The organism is Aquimonas sp. (genome assembly GCF_044377145.1).
Taxonomy (GTDB): Bacteria; Pseudomonadota; Gammaproteobacteria; order Xanthomonadales; family Xanthomonadaceae; genus Aquimonas.
In genome coordinates this window covers 18,808-37,381 of sequence record NZ_JBILJQ010000037.1, presented here as the reverse complement: position 1 = coordinate 37,381, position 18,574 = coordinate 18,808, and the positions used below count along the sequence as shown (strand labels likewise).

Below are 18,574 nucleotides of genomic sequence, written 5' to 3'. Positions count from 1 at the left end.
GCTGCGCTTGGCCCAACCTGCGTGGCTCCGCGGAATGGTGCGTCGAGCCAGGCTCGCTCACCCGCCGTATCGCCATAGCCACCGCTATCCCGGTTAGGCTGCGCGGCAGCATCAGGCAGGGGGCCGCGCATGCCGTTCCGACCCGAAGATTTCGCCACCGGTGGCGCGCTGCTGGGGGCTGCGGCCGCCTCGCTGCTGCGCGAGCGCGAGCGTGCGCGGCTGCCGCAGCCGGGCGAGCGCATCGGCCCGTTCGAGATCGTCGAGGAGCTGGGGCGTGGCGGCATGGCGGTGGTCTACTGCGCGCAGCGGGCCGACGGCGAGTACGCGCAAACGGTGGCACTGAAGTGGATCGGCGGCGGCGGCGGTGATGACGGCGCGCGTGCGCTGTTCCGGCGCGAGCGCCAAGCCCTGGCGGATCTCAACCACCCGCACATCGCGCGGCTGCTGGACGGCGGCCACAGCGTCGAGGGCCAGCCCTGGCTGGCGATGGAGTACATCGAGGGTGAGCGCATCGACGCGCATGCGCGTGCCGCCGGGCTCGACCTGCACGCGCGGCTGCGTCTGTTCCTGCAGGTCTGCAGTGCTGTTGCCTATGCGCATGCGCGCGGCCTGCTGCACCGGGATATCAAGCCCTCCAACGTGCTGGTCGATGCCGGTGGGCAGGCCAGGTTGCTCGACTTCGGCATCGTCCAGCTGATCGGCGAAGACGATGCTCTGGCCAGCCACGCGCACACGCCCGGCTACGCCAGCCCCGAGCAGGTGCGCGGCGAGCGTCTCACCGTCGCTGCCGACATCTATCAGCTCGGCCGATTGCTGCAGCGACTGCTGGCGCGCAGCGACGCCGAGGCCGAAGCCTTGACCCGCGCGACCACCGTCGCCAAAGCGGATGTGCCGGCCGGGCGCGTCGAAACCGTCGAGCTGCCGCGCGAGCTGCGCGCCCTGGTCGACTGCGCCACCGCGGCTGCGCCTGAAGCCCGTTATGCCACCGTCGACGCGCTCGCGGCCGATGTGCGCGCGTTGCTTGCACAGCGACCGCTGCGCGCCGTCGGACGTGGTGCAGGCTATCGAGCGCACAAGTTCCTGCAGCGCAACCGCTACGCGGCGCTCGCGACGGCACTGGGGCTAGGCGTGCTGGCTGCGCTGGCGGCGTACTCGGCCCTGCGCGTCCGCGCCGAGCGCGATAGCGCCAGCTATCAGGCCCAGGTCGCGACCGCAGCACTGCGCTTCCTGACCGAAGATCTGCTGGCCTCGGCTGCGCCGGAAGTGGCGCAGAGCCGCGAGATCAGCGTGCGCGAGGCGCTGGACCGCGCCGCCGACAGCGTCGGTGTGCGCTTCGCGCAGTCCCCGCTGGAGCAGCTGACCGTGCGCAGCGCGCTGGCTTCGCTGTATCAGCGTCTGGGCCGGCTGGATGAGGCCAGACGCGAGTTGGAGGCCGCGCAGACGCTGATCGCGGAGGTCGCTCCCGCGCGCCGGGCTGGCGTGCAGGTGCAGCTCGCCGAGCAGCGCGCCTGGCTGGACCTGGAGCGCAGCGACTACGCCGCGGTGGGCCGCCATCTTGAAGGCCGCGCCGCGCCCGCGTTCGAAGCCCTGTCGGACGAGGCATTGCTGCCCGCGCTCGGACAGCAGCGCCTGCTTGCCCTGTTGGCCTGGCACCAGGGCGACTACGCGCGCGCCGAGGCGCTGCAGGCGCAGCTGCTGGCGCTGAGCGCGCGCCGACTCGGTGCCGATCATCTGGCCACCGCGCGTATCCGTCAGGAACATACCGATTCGCTGCGAATGCTCGGACGCGACGAGGAAGTGATCGCGACCTTGCGCCTGCTGCGCTCCAGCTTCGCGCGCGCGCTCGGCGAGCTGCATCCGGACACGATCACCGCTGAACTCGATCTCGGCGTCGCGCTGCGTCATGCCGGTGACTTCGAGCAGGCGCTGCAGCAGCTCGACTCCGGCCAGATCCGTTCGCGCGCCGTGCTCGGCGAGCGGCATGCGCTCAGCCTGCGTTTCGCCAGCGAGAAGGCGACGGTGCTGCAGGAACTGAAGCGCTATGCCGAGGCCGAGCCGCTGTTCAAGGAAGCGCTGAGCGGCCGCCTGGAAGTGTTCGGTGAAGCCAGCTCGCTGACGCGCAACTCGATGGCCAACCTGGGCCTGCTCTACGTGCTCGATGGTCAGCTCGAAAAGGCCGCACCGCTGTACGAGCGCGTGCTCGAACTGGAGCTCAAGCTGCTGGAGCAGGATCATCCGGACACCTTGAGCCTGATGCACAACCTGGGCGGGCTGTACCGCCGCCAGGGGCGTTTCGACGAGGCCATGGCCCTGCACGATCGGGCGGTACTGGGCGCGGGCCGCAAACTCGGTGAGCGCGCCTGGCAAACCGGCATGTTCGAGATCGGCCGGGCGCTCACGCTGGAGGCCGCGGCGCGGACTGTGGAGTCCGACCTCGCCTTCGAGCGCTCCATCGCGATCCTTGGCGAGAGCCTCGGCGCGGAGCATGCACGCACCCTGCGCGCGATCGAAATCCGCGACAGCGCGCGCGCTGCGCGTTGAAATCAGCATGGGATGGGTGACCGGCCGCCGATGACCCGCAGCGCTATCGCTTGGGCAGGATCGACCGGGCTCAGCCCGCCGCGTTCAGTGCCTCGGCCAGCCAGGCCCGAGCCGCATCCCAGTCGCGATGCACCGTGCGCGGGGAAATGCTCAGGGCGGTCGCGCAATCCGCGTCGTTCAAGCCGCCGAAATAGCGGTGCTCGAACACGGCAGACTGGCGTGGTTCCAGCGCAGCGAGGCGCTGCAGGGCCGAGTCGATCTCGACCAGCAGCTCGAACTGCTGCAGCTCGACCGCGGCATCGTCGTCCAGCGTGACCGCGATCGCGCCGCCGCCGCGCTTCTGCGCAAGGCGCTCGCGCGCATGGTCGACCAGCACCTGACGCATGATCCGCACCGCCAGGCTCAGCAGATGGCCGCGATCCTGCGGTGTGCTGTCTGCGCGTGCCAGCCGCAGATAGCACTCGTGCACCAGCGCCGTGGTGTTCAGGGTGTTGTGACGATTGACGCTGAGCGAGCTGCGCGCAAGTCGCTTCAAGTCCGGATAGACCAGCTCGACCAGCCGATGCCAGGCCTCGCCGTCGCCTGAGCGGGCGGCGTCGAGCAGGACGGTGATGTTGGATTCGGCGGCGTTCATGCGTCCGGACTCTAGCAGCTGCGTTCGCCGCAGCTGGCCGACGAGGTGGTGCACAGGGGTTCGGGACCCGCGCAAAGCATGCCGATTCTGTCGCACGCCGCGACACCGTCCAGCCGGGGGCCATTGCTGCCGTCCAGCGAGGGTGGCGATTTCAGCCCAGCCGCCGCTGCTGTGCGCACGACGAACGCCAGCTGCCGAAGCACCACGCCGGTGGCTGACGGCGTCGCACAGCGTATGGCTTCGATGCGCGTTACCGTCGCGAAAAAAACAGCCCCGGAGCTCGCGCCCCGAGGCTGTTCAATCACGCATGCCGCGTTGGATCAGCGGCGACGCAGCATCAGCATGCCGAACAGGCCGAAGCAGGCGATCAGCATGGCCAGCGTCTGCAGGCTCAGCGCGTCGACGACCTGCGTCGCCACGAAGGCGGTGCCGAGCAGGCTGGCGGTGGCGGTGCCGACATTGGCGGTGACCGTCACCGGCTGGTTGAAGCTGCCGAGGGTGGTCGGCTGGAACCGGTAGAACACCGTGCAGCTGGCGCCCGCAGCCAGGCTGAAGGGCAGCGCGCCGCAGGTTCCGCCGGCGATCTGCGAGAACGGGGCAGTCACCGCCGACAGGCCGGTAAGCTGCAGCGCGCCGCCGCCGGTGTTGGTGATGGTCAAGGCCTGCTGTGCGCCGCTACCCACCAGCTGCGAGCCGAAGCCGATGCTCGCGTTCAACACCCCGACCACGCCGACACCGCCGCTGCCGCCGAGTGCAAGTGTGCCGCTGCCGGCTGCGCCGGCATCGATCGTCAGCGTTTGCGTCGCGGCGGCGGCGGCGGTGGGGCTGAAGCTGTACTGGAGTGTACAGCTGGCACCGGCGGCGATCACGATCGGCACCGCCGTGCAGCTGCCGCCGGTGCGCGCAAACGGCGCCGCGGCTGCAGTCAGGGTCGACACCGTCAGCGGGCTGGCGCCACTGTTCGACAGCGTGACTGTTTGCGCAGGGCTGGTCGCACCGACGCTGACGCTGCCGAAGGCGAGTGCGCTCGGGCTGATGCTAAGCGCGCCCGGCAGCACCAGGGTGTTGCTGTCGGTCGCCGAGTTGTTGCCCGGCGCCGGGTCGGTGACTGCGCTGCTGACGGTCGCCGTGTTGACCAGGCTGCCGGTGGCGGCCGCCGAGATCGCGCAGGTGGCGGTGTAGGTGACGCTGGCACCGGCCGGCAGATTCACGCTGTTGCTGAGATTGCCCGAGCCCGCCGCCGTACAGGTGCCGCCACCCGCGCCGACACAGGTCCAGTTGAAGCTGGTGCAGGCGGCCGGGGCGGTGTCAGCCACGGTGGCGCCCGTCACGGCGCTGGGGCCGGCATTGCTGGCCACGATCGTGTACACGGTCGAGCCACCGGCCGCCACGCTGGTCACGCCATCGGTCTTGGTGATCGACAGATCGGCCTGCGAACTGATGGTGTCGGTGTCGGTCGCCGAGTTGTTGCCCGGCGTCGGGTCGGTGACTGCGCTGCTGACGGTCGCCGTGTTGACCAGGCTGCCGGTGGCGGCCGCCGAGATCGCGCAGGTGGCGGTGTAGGTGACGCTGGCACCGGCCGGCAGATTCACGCTGTTGCTGAGATTGCCCGAGCCCGCCGCCGTACAGGTGCCGCCACCCGCGCCGACACAGGTCCAGTTGAAGCTGGTGCAGGCGGCCGGGGCGGTGTCAGCCACGGTGGCGCCCGTCACGGCGCTGGGGCCGGCATTGCTGGCCACGATCGTGTACACGGTCGAGCCACCGGCCGCCACGCTGGTCACGCCATCGGTCTTGGTGATCGACAGATCGGCCTGAGGCGTCAGCGTGTCGGTGTCAGTGGCGCTGTTGTTGGCCGGATTCGGGTCGGTGATCGAACTGCTCACCGTCGCGGTGTTGGACAGCGAGCCGGTTGCCGCTGGCGAAATGGTGCAGCTGGCGGTGTAGCTCACGCTGCCGCCGGCCGGCAGATTGACCGTGTCGTTGAGGTTGCCCGCGCCCGCCGCGGTGCAGGTGCCGCCACCCGCGCCGGCGCAGGTCCAGGTGCAGGTGAGGGCGGCCGGGAAGGTGTCGGCGACGGTGGCGCCGCTGACCGCATCCGGGCCGGCATTGCTGGCGGTGATGGTGTAGGTCACCGAGCCGCCGGGCACTGCGGTGGTCACACCGTCGGTCTTGGTGATCGACAGGTCGGCGGTGACCGCGCGGCAGGCGGTAACGCTGACATCATCGATCGCCGCACCACCCAAGTTGACTGTGGTGTCGCTGTCGAGGTGGAACAGCAGCTCGGTGTTCTGCCCGGCCAGTGCATCGGCGCGCGCGACCCGCTGGCTCCAGCCCGAAGCTGCCGGGATGTTCAAGGCCGGGTTGCCCGGCGCATTGGTCATGGTGCCATCCAGCCACTCGAACAGACGCAGGCTGGGGCCACCACCGACCTGGCGGTAGTCGACGTGGTAGTGGTCGAAGCTGGCGCTCTCCATCTGGTAGCGCTGCGCCCAGCGCACCAGCACCGGCGGGCTCAGCCCGGCCAGGTTGATGTTGGGCGAGAGCAGATCCTGCGAGCTCGAGACGTTGTAGGTGTTGTCGAGGTCGGTCTTCCAGCAGCTGGTGCCGCTGGCGCAGCTGTTGAAAGCGGCCACCGGGTTGGCGGTGGTGGTGGCGACGGTGGCGGGCAGCCCGAGCTCCCATTCGTTCGCGGTGCCGCTGCTGGTGAAGCTGGCGGCGCCGGCTTCAAAGTCCGTCGAGTAGACGGTGACCGGCGCGAACCCGGCCGCACAGGTCGGCGGCGGTGGCGGCTCGCAGATGCGCATGCTCCAGCCGGTCAGGGTGCCGCCGCTGGCATTGGTGGTGTCATCGCGGATGTCCAGAGTCCAGGTGCCGCCGGCGTCTTGGCCGTCGAACCAGGCCAGGCGGTAGGCGACTTCGGGCTTCGCTGCAATCCCGCGCAGCACGGTGAAGGTCGGCGGTGACGCCGCTTCATCGTCGAAGGTGATGTCCATCTGCGCTTGGCCACCGGTCGCGGCTGCGCCGATATCGGTGAACAGGCCGTTGTCGTTGCCGGACGGCGAGCGCAGCTGCACGTCGAGATCGCCCATCAGCGCGTGATTCAGCTGCAGGGAAACGTCGATATCGGCGATGCGCGGGTTGCCGGGCACGCTGATCGTCGAGCTCACCAGGCCGGCGCCGGGGCCGATCGTCTGCGGCACATTGGTGCTGGTGTAGGTGGTGCAGTTGACGCCTTCATTCGCCGTCGGCTGCACGGTCACGCTGAGGTGGTAGGTGGCGGTGGGTCCGCCAACGGCCGCGTTCGCCGAGTCGACGAAGGCGAAGTACGTGCCGGTCTCCTTGACGGTCAGCATATAGGCCTCCGACAACGGGTTCGCCACCGAGCCGGTGGAGCCATCGCTCACCACCAGAATCTGATTGCTGGCGTCGCCGAACAGGCCGAAGCCGAGCCGGCCGTCCCACTGCACGTTGTCGCGCTCGGGGTCGAGATCGAGCGACAGGAACACCGTGTCACCTGCATTCAGGCTGAGGCTGTACCAGTCCTGTTCGGTGGCCGCGGCGACGCCGCGCGCGCCGCTGACCCAGCCATTGGCGGGCAGCGGATTGGCGGTCGCCGGGAGGTCGTTCGGCTCGACCTCGGGCGTCGGTGCGCCGGCCTGCAGGCGGTAGTGCAGCTCGTAGCCGCGCAGCTGGGTGGTGGCACTGAACGGATTGATCTGCAGGTAATAGGTGCCGGTGGCGGGCAAGGTCGCCCCGGCGATGGTGGACGACAGACCGGCAAGGCTGCCGTCGTCTTCATCGAACTCGATCAGGGTGGTGCCGTCGGGGCCGAACACGCGCAGCTGCGAATCGGTGGTGCCGCTGGCGGAGAACGAGGTCATCACCGCGGCGTACAGGCGATCACCGGCGTTGGCGTTGATGGCGTAGAAGTCGGCATCGCCGTTCGGCGTTGCATTGGCGCGGATCACGCCCTGGCGGCCGGCAATCGGCGTCGCCGTGGCGGTGCTGCCATTGGGTTCGATTTCGCTGCCGTAGCCCTGGCCCAACACCGCCAACGGTGACGCGGCCACCGAGCGGCTGAACGGCGTCGCCGGTTTGCCCGGCTGGGCGTCCGCGCTCACCGCGCTGATCTCCGAGAACCCATAGCTCGCAGGCGCCGCCTGCGCATTCACTGCCGACCAGGCCGATACCGCACCCAGCACTATCCCGAGCGCAGCCGCCGCCCACCTTACCTGCCCCTGCATCGTCATCGCTGTCCCCTGTTTGCCTTTGGTTGGATGCGTGATCAAGCGCATCCATGGGCCTCCCCGGCCCGGCGGGCATTAGCGCACCGTCGCCGATACAACACAACGGGATTCTGTGTGACAGATCGCAACGCGCACGGCTGCAGTGCGCTTGCTCTGCGCGCCCCGTGGCAGCGCCTCAGCCCGCCGGGTCCGCCGTGGGGTGGTCGGGTGCGCGCAGCGGCAGCTGCAGCACGAACAGGGCGCCGCGCGCGCTGGGCTGGCAGTGGATCGATCCACCGAGCACGTCCTGCACCAGGTTCAGCACGATGTTCAGGCCGAGGCCGCTGCCGCCGGTACCGAGCTGGGTGGTGAAGAAGGGCTCGAACACGCGCTCGCGGATGCCTTCATCGACACCGCTGCCATCGTCGGAATAGCGCAGCTCGACCCTGTCTGCGCCCAGCCGCTGAGCCTGTAAAGCCAGCGTGCCGCTGCGACCATCTTCGTAACCATGCTTGATCGAGTTGACGATCAGATTGCTGAGCACCTGGCCGAGCGGGCCGGGATAGCTGTTCATGCGGATGTTGCCGGGCACCTCGATCTGCAATCGGTGCGGTGTGCCGCGCAGCTGCGGGCTCAGGGTCGCGGCGATCTCCTCGACGGTGCTGTGCAGATCGAAATCTCGACGGCGCTCGCTGGTGCGGTCGACCGCGACCTGCTTGAAACCGTGCAGCAAGGCGGCAGCGCGGTGCAGGTTCTGCTGCACCAGGCGCGCCGCTTCGCCGATCGCCGACAGGTGATCGACCAGGGCCGACTGGCGCAGGCTTTTGTCCTGCAGCGCCGACTGCACGTCACGGTTGCGTTCGTCGAGGGTGGAAGCCGCCAGCAGGGCGTTGCCGATTGGCGTGTTCAACTCATGCGCCACGCCAGCTACCAGCCGACCCAGCGCCGCCATGCGCTCTTGCGAGGCCAGCGCCTGCATCGCCTTGTGCAGGTCGGCATAGGTGGCTTCGAGCTGGACACGCTGCTTCAGCACCTCGTGCTCGATCTTGTGCTGTTGTCCCAGCGTCTTGTAGAAGGCCAGCGCCAGCGAGACCGACACCAGCAGGCCCGCCAGCCAGATCAGGCCGCTGGCCGCGGGCCGCGAGTCCGGCAGGAAATCGCGGTCGAAGGCCCACTCCAGGGTCCAGCGGAACGCGCCGAGGTCGATCTGTTCGCTGTGAAACGCCTCGGCCGGTGAACCCAAGGCGGGTGCATGTGCGTGGTCGATGCCGGGACTGGCCGGATGCAGGATGCGCAGATGCATGCCCTGCTTCATCAGGCCCTCGCTGACCTGCAGCAACAGGGCGTCGAAGTCGAGAATCTCCAGCAGCAGGCCGTCCACGCCGGCGTTCGGTGCTGCGACGGCCAGAGCGAGCAGACTCTGATCGGCCTCTTCGAACAGCTCGCCGACCTGCAACTCGGGGGCTTGCGCCGCGGCCAGGCCCAGGGTGGACAACAGCGCGGGCGGGTTGGCCAAGATCCGCCCCGGCGGCAGCAGCGGGTGGATGGCCGAGGTCTGGGCGATCTGCCAGCGGCCGTCGCGATCCGCTCGCAGCCAGGCGATGACCGGCGTGCGATCCGTGCCGCGACTGCGGCGGATGACTTCGGCGGATTCCTGCAGTTCGCTCGAAGTGACTTCGGCCGAGCCGGCGTACAGCGTCGCCGCAGCGACCAGCGAGGCGCGTTCGCGCAGCACGCGGTAGCGCAGCTCCTGGCCGACGCGCTTGGCCTCGGCGATGGCCTCCGCGCGCCACAGCCCGTTCTGTGCATTGCGCTCCAGCCGGTCGATCAGTGCCGTCAGCAGCAGGCCCGCCAGCAGTGCGCTCACACTGACCAGCAAGGCCCTGCCTGCGCCCGCCCGGGCTGGCCTGGGCTCGGTCATCTCAGCCGGCCGTTGCCGCGCGCTGGGTCAGCCACTCGCGCAGTTGCGCCAGCGGCATCGGTCGGGCAAACAGATAGCCCTGGGCGATATCGCAGTACAAGGCATGCAGGCAGGCCGCCTGCTCAGTGGTTTCCACGCCTTCGGCAACGGTGACCAGACCGAGCCTCTGGGCCATGCGGATGATGGTTTCGGCGAACGCGGCGCCCTGCGGATTGTCCAGTGCCAGCACGAAGCTGCGGTCGAGCTTGAGCACATCGATCGGCATATCGCGCAGCTGGGCCAGCGAGGAATAGCCGGTACCGAAGTCGTCGATCGCGATCTTGATGCCGAGCGCGCGCAGCGACTCCAGGCTCGCCCGCACCACGCGCGGGTCTTCCAGTGCGACCGATTCGGTGATCTCGATCTCCAGTCGCTGCGGCTGCAGGCCGTGGCGTTGCAGCAGGCTTCGTACACGACCGACGAAGCGGGCCTGGCGCAGTTGCGGCATCGCCACATTGACCGCCAGCTGCAGGCCGCTGAAGCCGGCGCTGTCGAGCTCGCACAGCGCCGCGCAGGCGCGGTCCAGCACCTGTTCCCCCAGCTGGCCGATCAGGCCGGTGTATTCGGCCAATGGAACGAACACCGCCGGTGGGCACCAGCCGCCTTCGCTGTCGCGGTCGGGCCAGCGCGCCAGTGCCTCAACGCCGACCAGTCGCCCGCTGCCGAGTTCGATCTGCGGCTGCAGCCAGACCTGCAGTGCGCCGCGTTCGAGGTCTTCGCGCAGTCGATGTGCCAGCGCCAGTCGGTCGCGCACGCGCTCTTCCATCTCGGGGCGGAAGAACATGTGCCGGCCGTGGCTGCTGTGCTTGGCCCGGTTCAGCGCGATGCTGGCGCGGCGCAGCGAAACCAGGCCGGCCGTGGTCTCGCCCGCGCACTGCACAAGGCCGATTGCCGCCTGCGCCGGCAAGCGGTGATCGCCGCACGGAAAGGGTTCGCTGAAGACCGCCTGCAGGGTGTCCACATTGACCCAGCGCCGCGGCCCGGCCACACCGAACACGTCGCCACCCGCGCGCGCCAGTAGGCAGTGCTCGCCAAGCTGCTGACGCAGCCGTTCGGCCACCGCGACGATCAGCTGATTGCCGACTTCCTGGCCCAATCCGTCGTTCAGGTCGGCGAACTGCTGCAAGTCGACCAGCGCGACCCAGCGCTGTGCGTCGCTGCTCGGTGATTCGTCCAGCGCGCGAACGAAGCCGCTGCGGTTGAGCAGGCCGGTCAGCGAGTCATGGAAAGCGATGTAGGTGATTTCCTCGAAGCGCCGCAGATTGCTGTAGCAGCCGGTGATGTTGGCGCCGAACACCTCCAGCAGCTGGCGGTCGACCAGTTCCAAGGGGCGTTCCGATGTCGCGACATAGACGGCGGCGTCGTGGCTGCCGCAGTCGAGGTAGAGCACGCTCGCGTGCGAACTGAATACGTGCGCGCGAGCGCTGAATGCCTGCCGCAGCGCTGCCGCCAGCTCGGGCTGGGTCAGTGCATCCAGCGGCAGGCCGACCAAGCTGCTGAGGCTGCCGGCCGCACCGATCACGTACGTGCGCTCGTCGCCGCGCTCGAAGGGCGACCCGCGCTGTGCGCAGACGATGCCCTCGATGCGCACCTTGAGCAGGGCCGCCAGCTGCACCAGCACCCCTTCGGCAAAGGCCCCCAGCGCCTGTGGCCGCAGCAGGCCGGGCGCGGCGCGCACGATCAGCTCCAGCCCGCGCCGGTTCTCGGCGATGGTGCGGATCTGCTCGAAACTGCGGATTGCCGCCGACAGTGCGGTCAGCAAGCGGGTGCGGGTGAGTTCCGATTTGGTGCGGTAGTCATTGATGTCGTAGCGGTCGACGATGCCGAGCTCGGGCGCGTAACCCGGCTGGCCTGTGCGCAGGATGATCCGCGTCTGCAGCAGGCCGCAGTCGCTGCGGATGTAGTCGACCAGATCGAGGCCGGCCTGGTCGGTCTCCATCACTACGTCGAGCAGGATCACCGCCAGCTCGTGCGGATCGGCCAGAAACGCGCGCGCCTGCTGTGCCGAGTGCACATGCCAGAGCGCCAGTGGTCGGCCCTGCAGCCGCGTGCCCTGCAGGGCGAAGCGGGTCGCCTCGTGGACCTCCGGGTCGTCATCCACCACCAGCACATGCCAGTGCTCATTCGCCCCGCCGGGGCTGGCCTCGTCTTCGAGCAGTTGCAGCAGATCGTCAGAACTCATTGGAAGGCTCTGTGTAGTGCGCGGGCACCGGATCGACCCGCTCGTCAGGGCGGGCATCGGACGAAGTGAGGTCGGTGCGTGCAAGCTGTATGCCTGTTCCCTCACGGTACAAATGCGAACGGGGCCGTGAGGCCCCGTTCGCGGTGACGCAACGATCGATGCAGAACTGACCGGCGGTTGGCGTCAATCCTCTGGCGTCAGCCAGCGCCCCAGCCAGTCGTGGACCTCCTGATAGAAGTAGCGGCTGTTCTCGCCTTTCAGGATCCAGTGGTTCTCGTCGGGGAAGACCACCAGCCGGCTCTCGACCTGCTGGCGCTGCAGCACCGCCCAGTACTCCAGGCCGTTGTTGATCGGCACCCGGAAATCGTTCTCGCCGAAGGTCACCAGCACCGGCGTCTTGAAGTTCTCGGCGTAGGTGATCGGGCTTTGCTCGGTCCACAGCGGGATGTCCTCCCAGTGCGGGCCGCCCTGCGCGACTTCGCGGCCATAGGCGACATCCGAGGTGCCCCACTGCGACTTCAGGCTGACCAGGCCGGCATGGCTGACCAGGCAGCGGTAGCGGGTGGTGCTTGCCTGCAGCCAGTTGGCCAGATGCCCGCCGTAGCTGGCGCCGCCGGCGCACTGGCGGCTGCCGTCGATGAAGCTGTAGCGCTCGATGGCTTCATCGGCCGCGTCGTTGATCTCGTCGGACGGGCCTTTCAGCGGATCGCCCTGGATGCCTTGGGCGAAGGCTTCGCCGAAGCCGGTCGAGCCGGTGAAGTTGGTCAGCAGAACCACATAGCCGGGCGCAGCCAGCAGGTGGTAGTGCCAGCGCAACACCCACATGTCGCGCCACATCGTGTGCGGACCGCCGTGGATGACCACAAACAGCGGGTACTTCTTCGACGGGTCGAAGCCCGGTGGGCGGATCAGCATGTTGTGGATCTGCTTGCCGTTCGGCGCCGTGCTCCAGAAATGTTCGGCGGGCGGCAGATCGAGCGCGGCGATGCGCTCGGCGCTGAAGCGGGTCAGCGGCACCGCGCGGCCATCGCGCTCGATCCGCACCAGCTCCGCCGGCTGCGCGGTGTGCTCGTGCAGGGCGATCACGCGCGCCTCGCTGCCGCGGCCGCCGGTGTTGACGAGGGTGTAGACGCCGCGCTCGGGGGCGAACGCGAGTTCGACCTTGCCGCTGCGCAGGTCGGCACGCCAGATCTTCTCGTAGCCCTCGTGCTCGGCCGACAGCAGCACAGAGCGGCCGTCGGCGCTGGCGGCGTAGCTTTCCACCGAGAGATCACCGGGGATGCGCGCGCGCGATTCGGCCAAGCTGGGCCAGTCGATATGGGCGAGATCGGTGCTGCTGTAGATGCGCCCGCTGCGTGCATTCACCAGCGCCAGCAGCCGACTGCCGTCGGGGCTGAAGCGCGGCGTGGCATAGCTGTCGCCGACGCCATCAACGCCCACATTGGTCAGGCGCTTCGGCTCGCCGCCGGCGACCGGCACCTGCCATAGGTCGGCGTGGGTGAAGTCGAACGCGGCGCGATGGCGGTTGGTGGTCGCGACAAACACGATCGATTCGCCGTCCGGCGCCCATTGCGGTTCAAGCTCCGAGCTGCCCGGCGTGCTGCGACCATCGAAGCCCGGTGACTTCAGCAGCTCGGTGCCCGCCAGCAGGTCGCGCGCCTCACTCTCGCCGAGCGTCTGCACAAACACGCGCGGACGGGTTTCATCCAGCCAGCGATCCCAGTTGCGGATCGGGAAGCCGGTGTAGACGCGCGCGTTGTACGTGCGGCTCTTCTGCTCTTCGGCGATGCGTTTGCTGTCGGCTTCGGTCAGCGCCTCCGGGTGCAGATTGCTGACGAACAGAATCCGGCTGCCATCGGGCGAGAACTGCGGCGTGCGCGCGCCGGTGCTGAGGTCGGTTACGCGCTGGGCTTCGCCGGCGCGGTCGACATCGAGCACGTAGATCTGGTTGGCGGTATCGGCCTCGCGCTTGCTGGCAAACGCGATCCGCCGGCTGTCCGCACTCCACACCACGCCGGCTTCTGGCGTGAGGCTTGCGGTCAGGCGGCGCGCTGGAGCGCTGCCGTCGGCGGGCACCAGCCACAGGTCGGTGACCTGCTCCTCGGCCTTGTAGGCGGGCTCGGTCAGGGTGATCACCACCTGCTTGCCGTCCGGGCTCAGCACCGGCGCGGCGACGCGCGGCATCAGCCAGAGGTCTTCATGGGTCAGGATGCGTGGAGTCTCGGCCAGCGCCGGGGCGCAGGCGGCGAGCAGGAGCAGTCCGGTCAGGCGGAGCATGCGGGTGGATCCTTGGCGGCAAACGGAACCCAGACCGTGCCCGCTGCGGGCGGGCCTGTCCACTGCCGGGAGTTGGGTGGGGCGCGCTCGCCCGCGCCCGCTGACTGCGGGCGGCCTACAATCCGGCGATCGAGTTCGACTCCATCCCCTCAGACCCCACACAGGACCGCCCCCATGGAAGCCAAGACCGCCGACCTCTGCGATACCCACGGCGACGCACTGCGCGTGCTTGAAGAACCGCTGTCCGATTTCGGCGGACTGATCGCGTTCGGCGGGCCGGTGCATACCATTCGCGCCTATGAAGACAACAGTCTGCTGCGCGCGGCACTGGCCGAGCCGGGCCAAGGGCGGGTGCTGGTGGTTGACGGTGGTGGCTCGCTCAAGCGTGCCCTGCTCGGTGACGAACTGGCCGAGTTGGCGGTCAAGAACGACTGGGAAGGCATCGTCATTTTCGGCTGCGTGCGTGATTCCGCCGCACTGGCCGAGCTTGAGATCGGCATCAAGGCGCTCGGCACCTGCCCGCGCAAGACCGACAAGAGCGGCCAGGGCCTGCGCGACGTGGCGCTGCGGATCGGCGGCGTCGATATCCGCCCCGGCGACTACCTGTATGCCGACGAAGACGGCGTGGTGGTGTCGGATAAGCGGTTGCTCGAAGCAGGCTGAGGCGGTTGATGGCGCGCCACATCGGCTGCGCATGCAGCGGTGTGGCGGCGCTGACATGCTTGTCCGAATCCGGCCAGTCAGTGCCGTCATGGCGCGCTAGTCTGCCCGCATGTCAACGCCCACCGAACTGCCCTCGACTGCAATCTGCGAACAGGCCCGGCTGTCGCGCGACGCGCGCTTCGACGGCCTGTTTTTCACCGCGGTGCGCTCGACCGGCATCTACTGCCGGCCGGTGTGCCCGGCGCCCGCGCCGAAGCCTGCGAACATCAGTTACTACCCGAGCGCGGCAGCGGCCGAGGGCGCCGGTTTCCGGCCCTGTCTGCGCTGCCGACCGGAGCTGTCGCCCGCGCAGGGCAGCTGGAGGCGCGGTGATGCCCTGCTCGCGCGTGCGCTGCAGCTGATCGAGCAAGGTGTACTCGACAGTGCGCCGCTGGCCACGCTGGCCGCACAGCTGCATATCGGCGAGCGCCAGCTGCGGCGGATCTTTGTCGAGCGCCTCGGCGCGGCACCGCTGGGCGTGCACGGCACCCGGCGCCTGCTGTTCGCCAAGCAACTCTTGAGTGAGACCGCACTGCCGATCACCGAGGTCGCACTGGCCGCCGGCTTCGGCAGCCTGCGTCGCTTCAACGCCGCATTTCTGGAGGCCTATGCGATGCCGCCGCGGGCGCTGCGCAAGCGCGAGGGCGCTGCGGTCGCCGGTGATCGGCTGGTGCTGCGGCTGAACTATCGCCCGCCCTTCGATTTCAACGGTTTGCTGGACTTTTTGCGCGGGCGCGCGCTTGCAGGCATCGAGCAGGTCGATACCGACAGCTATGCGCGGGTGATCGGCAACGCGGCTCAACCCGGCTGGCTGCGGGTGAGTCGATGGCCCGATACCGGCGTGCAGGCCAACGCCTCGCTGCGGCTGGAGCTGCACAACGTGCCGGCGCCGGCCCTGCAGGACACCGTCGCGCGGGTGCGGCGCATGTTCGACCTCGATGCCGATCCGGCAGCGATTGCATCGGCTTTTTCAGGCGACACGCGCATGGCGCCGTTGCTGACGGCGCATCCGGGCCTGCGGCTGCCCAGCGGTTGGGACGGCTTCGAGATCGCGGTGCGCGCGGTGATCGGCCAGCAGGTCAGCGTGGCCGCCGCGCGTACTCTGACCGCGCGGCTATCGGCACGCTTTGGCGCCAGCCTGCCGGACGCACTGCAGGCCCAGGGTTTCACCCAGCTGTTTCCGACGCCGAACGATCTGGCCGAGGCCGATCTGCAGGCGATCGGGCTGACCCGTGCCCGCGCCGAGACCGTGCGCAGCATGGCGCGGGCGCTGCTCGACGGGCGGGTGGATTTCTCTGCCGCAAGCACCCTGGATGACTTCGTCGCCCGCTGGGTGGCCTTGCCCGGCATCGGCCCGTGGACGGCGCACTACATCGCACTGCGTGCGCTCGGTCATCCGGATGCGTTTCCGGCCGAGGATTTGGTGCTGCAGAAGGCCTTGCCTATCGATGGTAGCCGGCTGAGCGCAGCCCAGCTGCGCGCGCGCGCCGAAGCCTGGCGACCCTGGCGCGGCTATGCGGTGCTGCATCTGTGGCGCTCGGCGATGCCGCCGCCGGCCACGCCGACCGCCGCCGCTGCGGCCACGCCACGCGCTGCCAGAGCATCCCGCCGAGAGCCACGCCCATGAACATCCACACCGCCGTCATCGACAGCCCGATCGGCCCGCTGCGCCTCGCCGCCAGCGATACCGGCCTGCATGCGATCGAGTTCGAACACCAGCGTCATCCGGTGAAGCGCGGCACCGAGTGGATTGAAGCGGCGCACCCGCTGTTGACTGAGGCGGCACGTCAGCTTGACGAGTACTTCGCCGGCGCGCGGCGTGAGTTCAGCCTGCCGCTGGCTGCACTGGGCACCGAGTTTCAGCGCGAAGTGTGGCGGGCACTGGCCGCGATTCCGTTCGGCGCCACCTGCAGCTATGCGCAAATCGCAACGCGACTCGGCCGTCCCACAGCGACGCGCGCCGTCGGCGCTGCCAACGGTCGCAACCCGCTGCCGATCGTGGTGCCCTGCCATCGGGTGATCGGTGCCAACGGCGCATTGACCGGCTTCGGTGGCGGGCTGCCGGTCAAAGTCTGGCTGCTGGATCACGAGCGCCCGCAGCTCAGCCTGCGATAGCGTGATCCGGCACTGCCCGATCGAGCGGAGCGTCGCGGGGTGCGCGCAGTCCTTCGGACAAGCGCAGGCCGGGTCGGCGCAGGACTGAACACTGCCCGCCGCGCTGCAGCGCTTCGCGGCCGATCGACTGCCTGGCCCGCAAACGACAAAGCCCCGCACAAGGCGGGGCTTTGTCGTCAGCTCAAGGCTGGCGTCGCGGGGTTCAGCCGCGGCGGCGCAGCTGCAGGCCGGCGATGCCGAGGATCAGGCCCATCAGCGCCAGCAGCGCCCACGGCGCATCGACCGGAACGACCGTCGCACCCTGCGGGAGCAGCGGGGCGGGGGTTACATCGTCGATGTTGTTGTCGACGATCGGGTCGAACTGATCCGCCACCACGGTTGCCGAGTTGCGGTAGCTGCCGCCGGTGTTGACCCTCACCTGCATCTGCAGGGTGGCGGTTGCGCCGACCGCAAGGTTGCCGACATTCCACACCGGGGCGGTGTAGCTGCCCTGGCTGGCGGCCGTATCGAGCAGGGTGAAACCGCTGGGCAAGGCGTCGACGACATGCACGCCGGTGGCTGTATCCGGGCCGTTGCTGCGCACCAGCAGGGTGAAGTTGATGGTCGCGCCCAAACGGGGGTTGGCCTGGTCGACGGTCTTGATCACCTCAAGGTCGGCCAGCGCCAGCGGGTGCAGGGTGGTGCAGGGCGCGCAGGTCGGATCCGGATCACCGCCGTTGGCACTGATCACCACTGCATTGCTGACCGTGCCGCTGGCAGTCGCCGCCACCGTTGCCTGGTAGGCCAGGCTGTAGCTGCCCACCGGGGTGCCGGCCGGCAGGCTGCAGATCAGCGGGCTGGCCGCATTGCAGGTGAACGCGCCATTGGTGACCGCACCGAGAGTGAGCTGGGCATCCAGGGTGTCGGTGAGTTCGAACGGCGCGGTCAGCGCCGCGCCATTGATCTGCACCTGCACGCTGTAAGCGATGCTTTCGCCCGGGTTGACGCGGGTGCCGCTGGCCGGGGTGGCCGATTTGCTGACCTGCACGGTCGGGCCCACCACCGGCGTAATCACCGTGCTGCTGCAGCGCGCCGCAGCCGGGCAGGTCGGATCACCACCGCCGATAACGCTGGCGGTGTTGGTGACGCTGGGCTGGGCTGTGGCGGTGGGCGTCACCGGGATCACGAAGCTGACGTTCGCAGCCGGTGCGAGGCCGACAGCAATCGTGCAGGTGACCGTCTGGCCCGCGGCCGAACAGTTGGCCGGCATGGCGCCAGTGGTGAGGCTGGCCGGCACCGCATCGGTGACGGTGGCGACCGCTGCCGTCCGCGGCTGAGCAGTGATCGCGCTCGAACGTGGGCCAGATGAACAGCACGAGGTTCTTGCCGCTGGGAACATTGAAGCTCGCAATGCTCGGTGTGCCGGAAGCTCCAGATCCTGTCGCTGTAGCTGTCTGTGTGTTGAGGTTCTGCACCTGCGCCGCCTGTGCCGAGGGGCCTAACGCTGCTGCGAGGAGGAGTGCTGCAAGCGTGCAACGCTTCCGCCCTGATGCCCGTAGAGCACGACCGAACAGCCGAAACAGGGTGTGGCTGACTTCATCCGCATGCCGACCTGCCCGCATGGAGCCTTCCCCCAGACTGTGTTGCATCCCGAACCCCTGAAGCGCGCGTGCAAGACCCATACTGAAGCACCCGCACCCGCACCCGCACCCGCACCCGCACCCGCACCCGCACCCTTCGCTGAGCCCATTCGAGCTTGCCCGAACACGTGCAGCGGACACCGACGGGCCTGGGACCGCCGCGGCTCTCGATCGCCGATCGCCAATCCGGCTTCAGCCACTCACAGTGCACCCATGCGGGCTGGCGTCGCATACAGCCGTGTCGGCCTTGATCAGCGGCGAGCTTGAGCATCGCTGGGCGCGAAGCCCTACAGCTGTACTTGGACTCCGAGCTTCAGC

Annotated in this window: 10 protein-coding genes; 4 read left to right on the top strand and 6 right to left on the bottom strand. The window is 68.9% G+C overall.

All coding sequences use genetic code 11. The features are described from left to right. Positions 1 to 129: 129 nt before the first annotated feature. The gene (locus ACIQ7H_RS12425) at positions 130 to 2,541 is read left to right on the top strand and encodes a tetratricopeptide repeat protein (protein ID WP_395791895.1); all 2,412 of its coding nucleotides are present in this window, start codon (positions 130 to 132) and stop codon (positions 2,539 to 2,541) included. Positions 2,542 to 2,611: 70 nt separating this feature from the next. Here the strand turns inward: ACIQ7H_RS12425 and ACIQ7H_RS12420 are convergent, their stop codons facing one another. From ACIQ7H_RS12420 to ACIQ7H_RS12400, 5 genes are all read right to left on the bottom strand, one after another. Continuing rightward, on the bottom strand, positions 2,612 to 3,175 hold the full coding sequence (locus ACIQ7H_RS12420) for an ECF-type sigma factor (protein WP_395791893.1): 564 nt from the start codon (positions 3,173 to 3,175) through the stop codon (positions 2,612 to 2,614). Between the two features lie 320 nt (positions 3,176 to 3,495). Beyond that, a complete protein-coding gene (locus tag ACIQ7H_RS12415; protein ID WP_395791891.1) occupies positions 3,496 to 7,425 on the bottom strand; it encodes a choice-of-anchor D domain-containing protein in 3,930 nt (1,309 codons plus the stop codon). Between the two features lie 172 nt (positions 7,426 to 7,597). Further along, on the bottom strand, positions 7,598 to 9,280 hold the full coding sequence (locus ACIQ7H_RS12410) for a sensor histidine kinase (protein ID WP_395791889.1): 1,683 nt from the start codon (positions 9,278 to 9,280) through the stop codon (positions 7,598 to 7,600). A gap of 43 nt (positions 9,281 to 9,323) precedes the next feature. Then, positions 9,324 to 11,543, bottom strand: coding sequence for an EAL domain-containing protein (locus tag ACIQ7H_RS12405; RefSeq protein ID WP_395791887.1), 2,220 nt, complete (start codon positions 11,541 to 11,543; stop codon positions 9,324 to 9,326). 183 nt (positions 11,544 to 11,726) lie between these two features. Further along, positions 11,727 to 13,820 (bottom strand): S9 family peptidase, encoded by a 2,094-nt coding sequence (locus ACIQ7H_RS12400; RefSeq protein ID WP_395791885.1) that lies wholly within the window; start codon positions 13,818 to 13,820, stop codon positions 11,727 to 11,729. Between the two features lie 174 nt (positions 13,821 to 13,994). Between ACIQ7H_RS12400 and rraA the strand changes: the two genes are divergently transcribed. The 3 genes from rraA to ACIQ7H_RS12385 all read left to right on the top strand — a co-directional run bounded on the left by rraA (position 13,995) and on the right by ACIQ7H_RS12385 (position 16,637). Then, positions 13,995 to 14,483 carry a ribonuclease E activity regulator RraA gene (gene rraA / locus ACIQ7H_RS12395; protein ID WP_395791883.1) on the top strand — a complete coding sequence of 163 codons (489 nt, stop codon included), beginning with the start codon at positions 13,995 to 13,997 and terminating at the stop codon, positions 14,481 to 14,483. 109 nt (positions 14,484 to 14,592) lie between these two features. Further along, positions 14,593 to 16,149 carry an AlkA N-terminal domain-containing protein gene (locus tag ACIQ7H_RS12390; RefSeq protein WP_395791881.1) on the top strand — a complete coding sequence of 519 codons (1,557 nt, stop codon included), beginning with the start codon at positions 14,593 to 14,595 and terminating at the stop codon, positions 16,147 to 16,149. After that, entirely contained in the window at positions 16,146 to 16,637 is a 492-nt protein-coding gene (locus ACIQ7H_RS12385; RefSeq protein WP_395791879.1) for a methylated-DNA--[protein]-cysteine S-methyltransferase, read from the top strand. The genes ACIQ7H_RS12390 and ACIQ7H_RS12385 overlap by 4 nt, the downstream gene beginning before the upstream one ends. A 202-nt stretch (positions 16,638 to 16,839) precedes the next feature. On the opposite strand, the gene ACIQ7H_RS12380 is transcribed toward ACIQ7H_RS12385, so the two are convergent. After that, positions 16,840 to 17,886, bottom strand: coding sequence for a hypothetical protein (locus ACIQ7H_RS12380; protein ID WP_395791877.1), 1,047 nt, complete (start codon positions 17,884 to 17,886; stop codon positions 16,840 to 16,842). Positions 17,887 to 18,574: the final 688 nt, after the last annotated feature.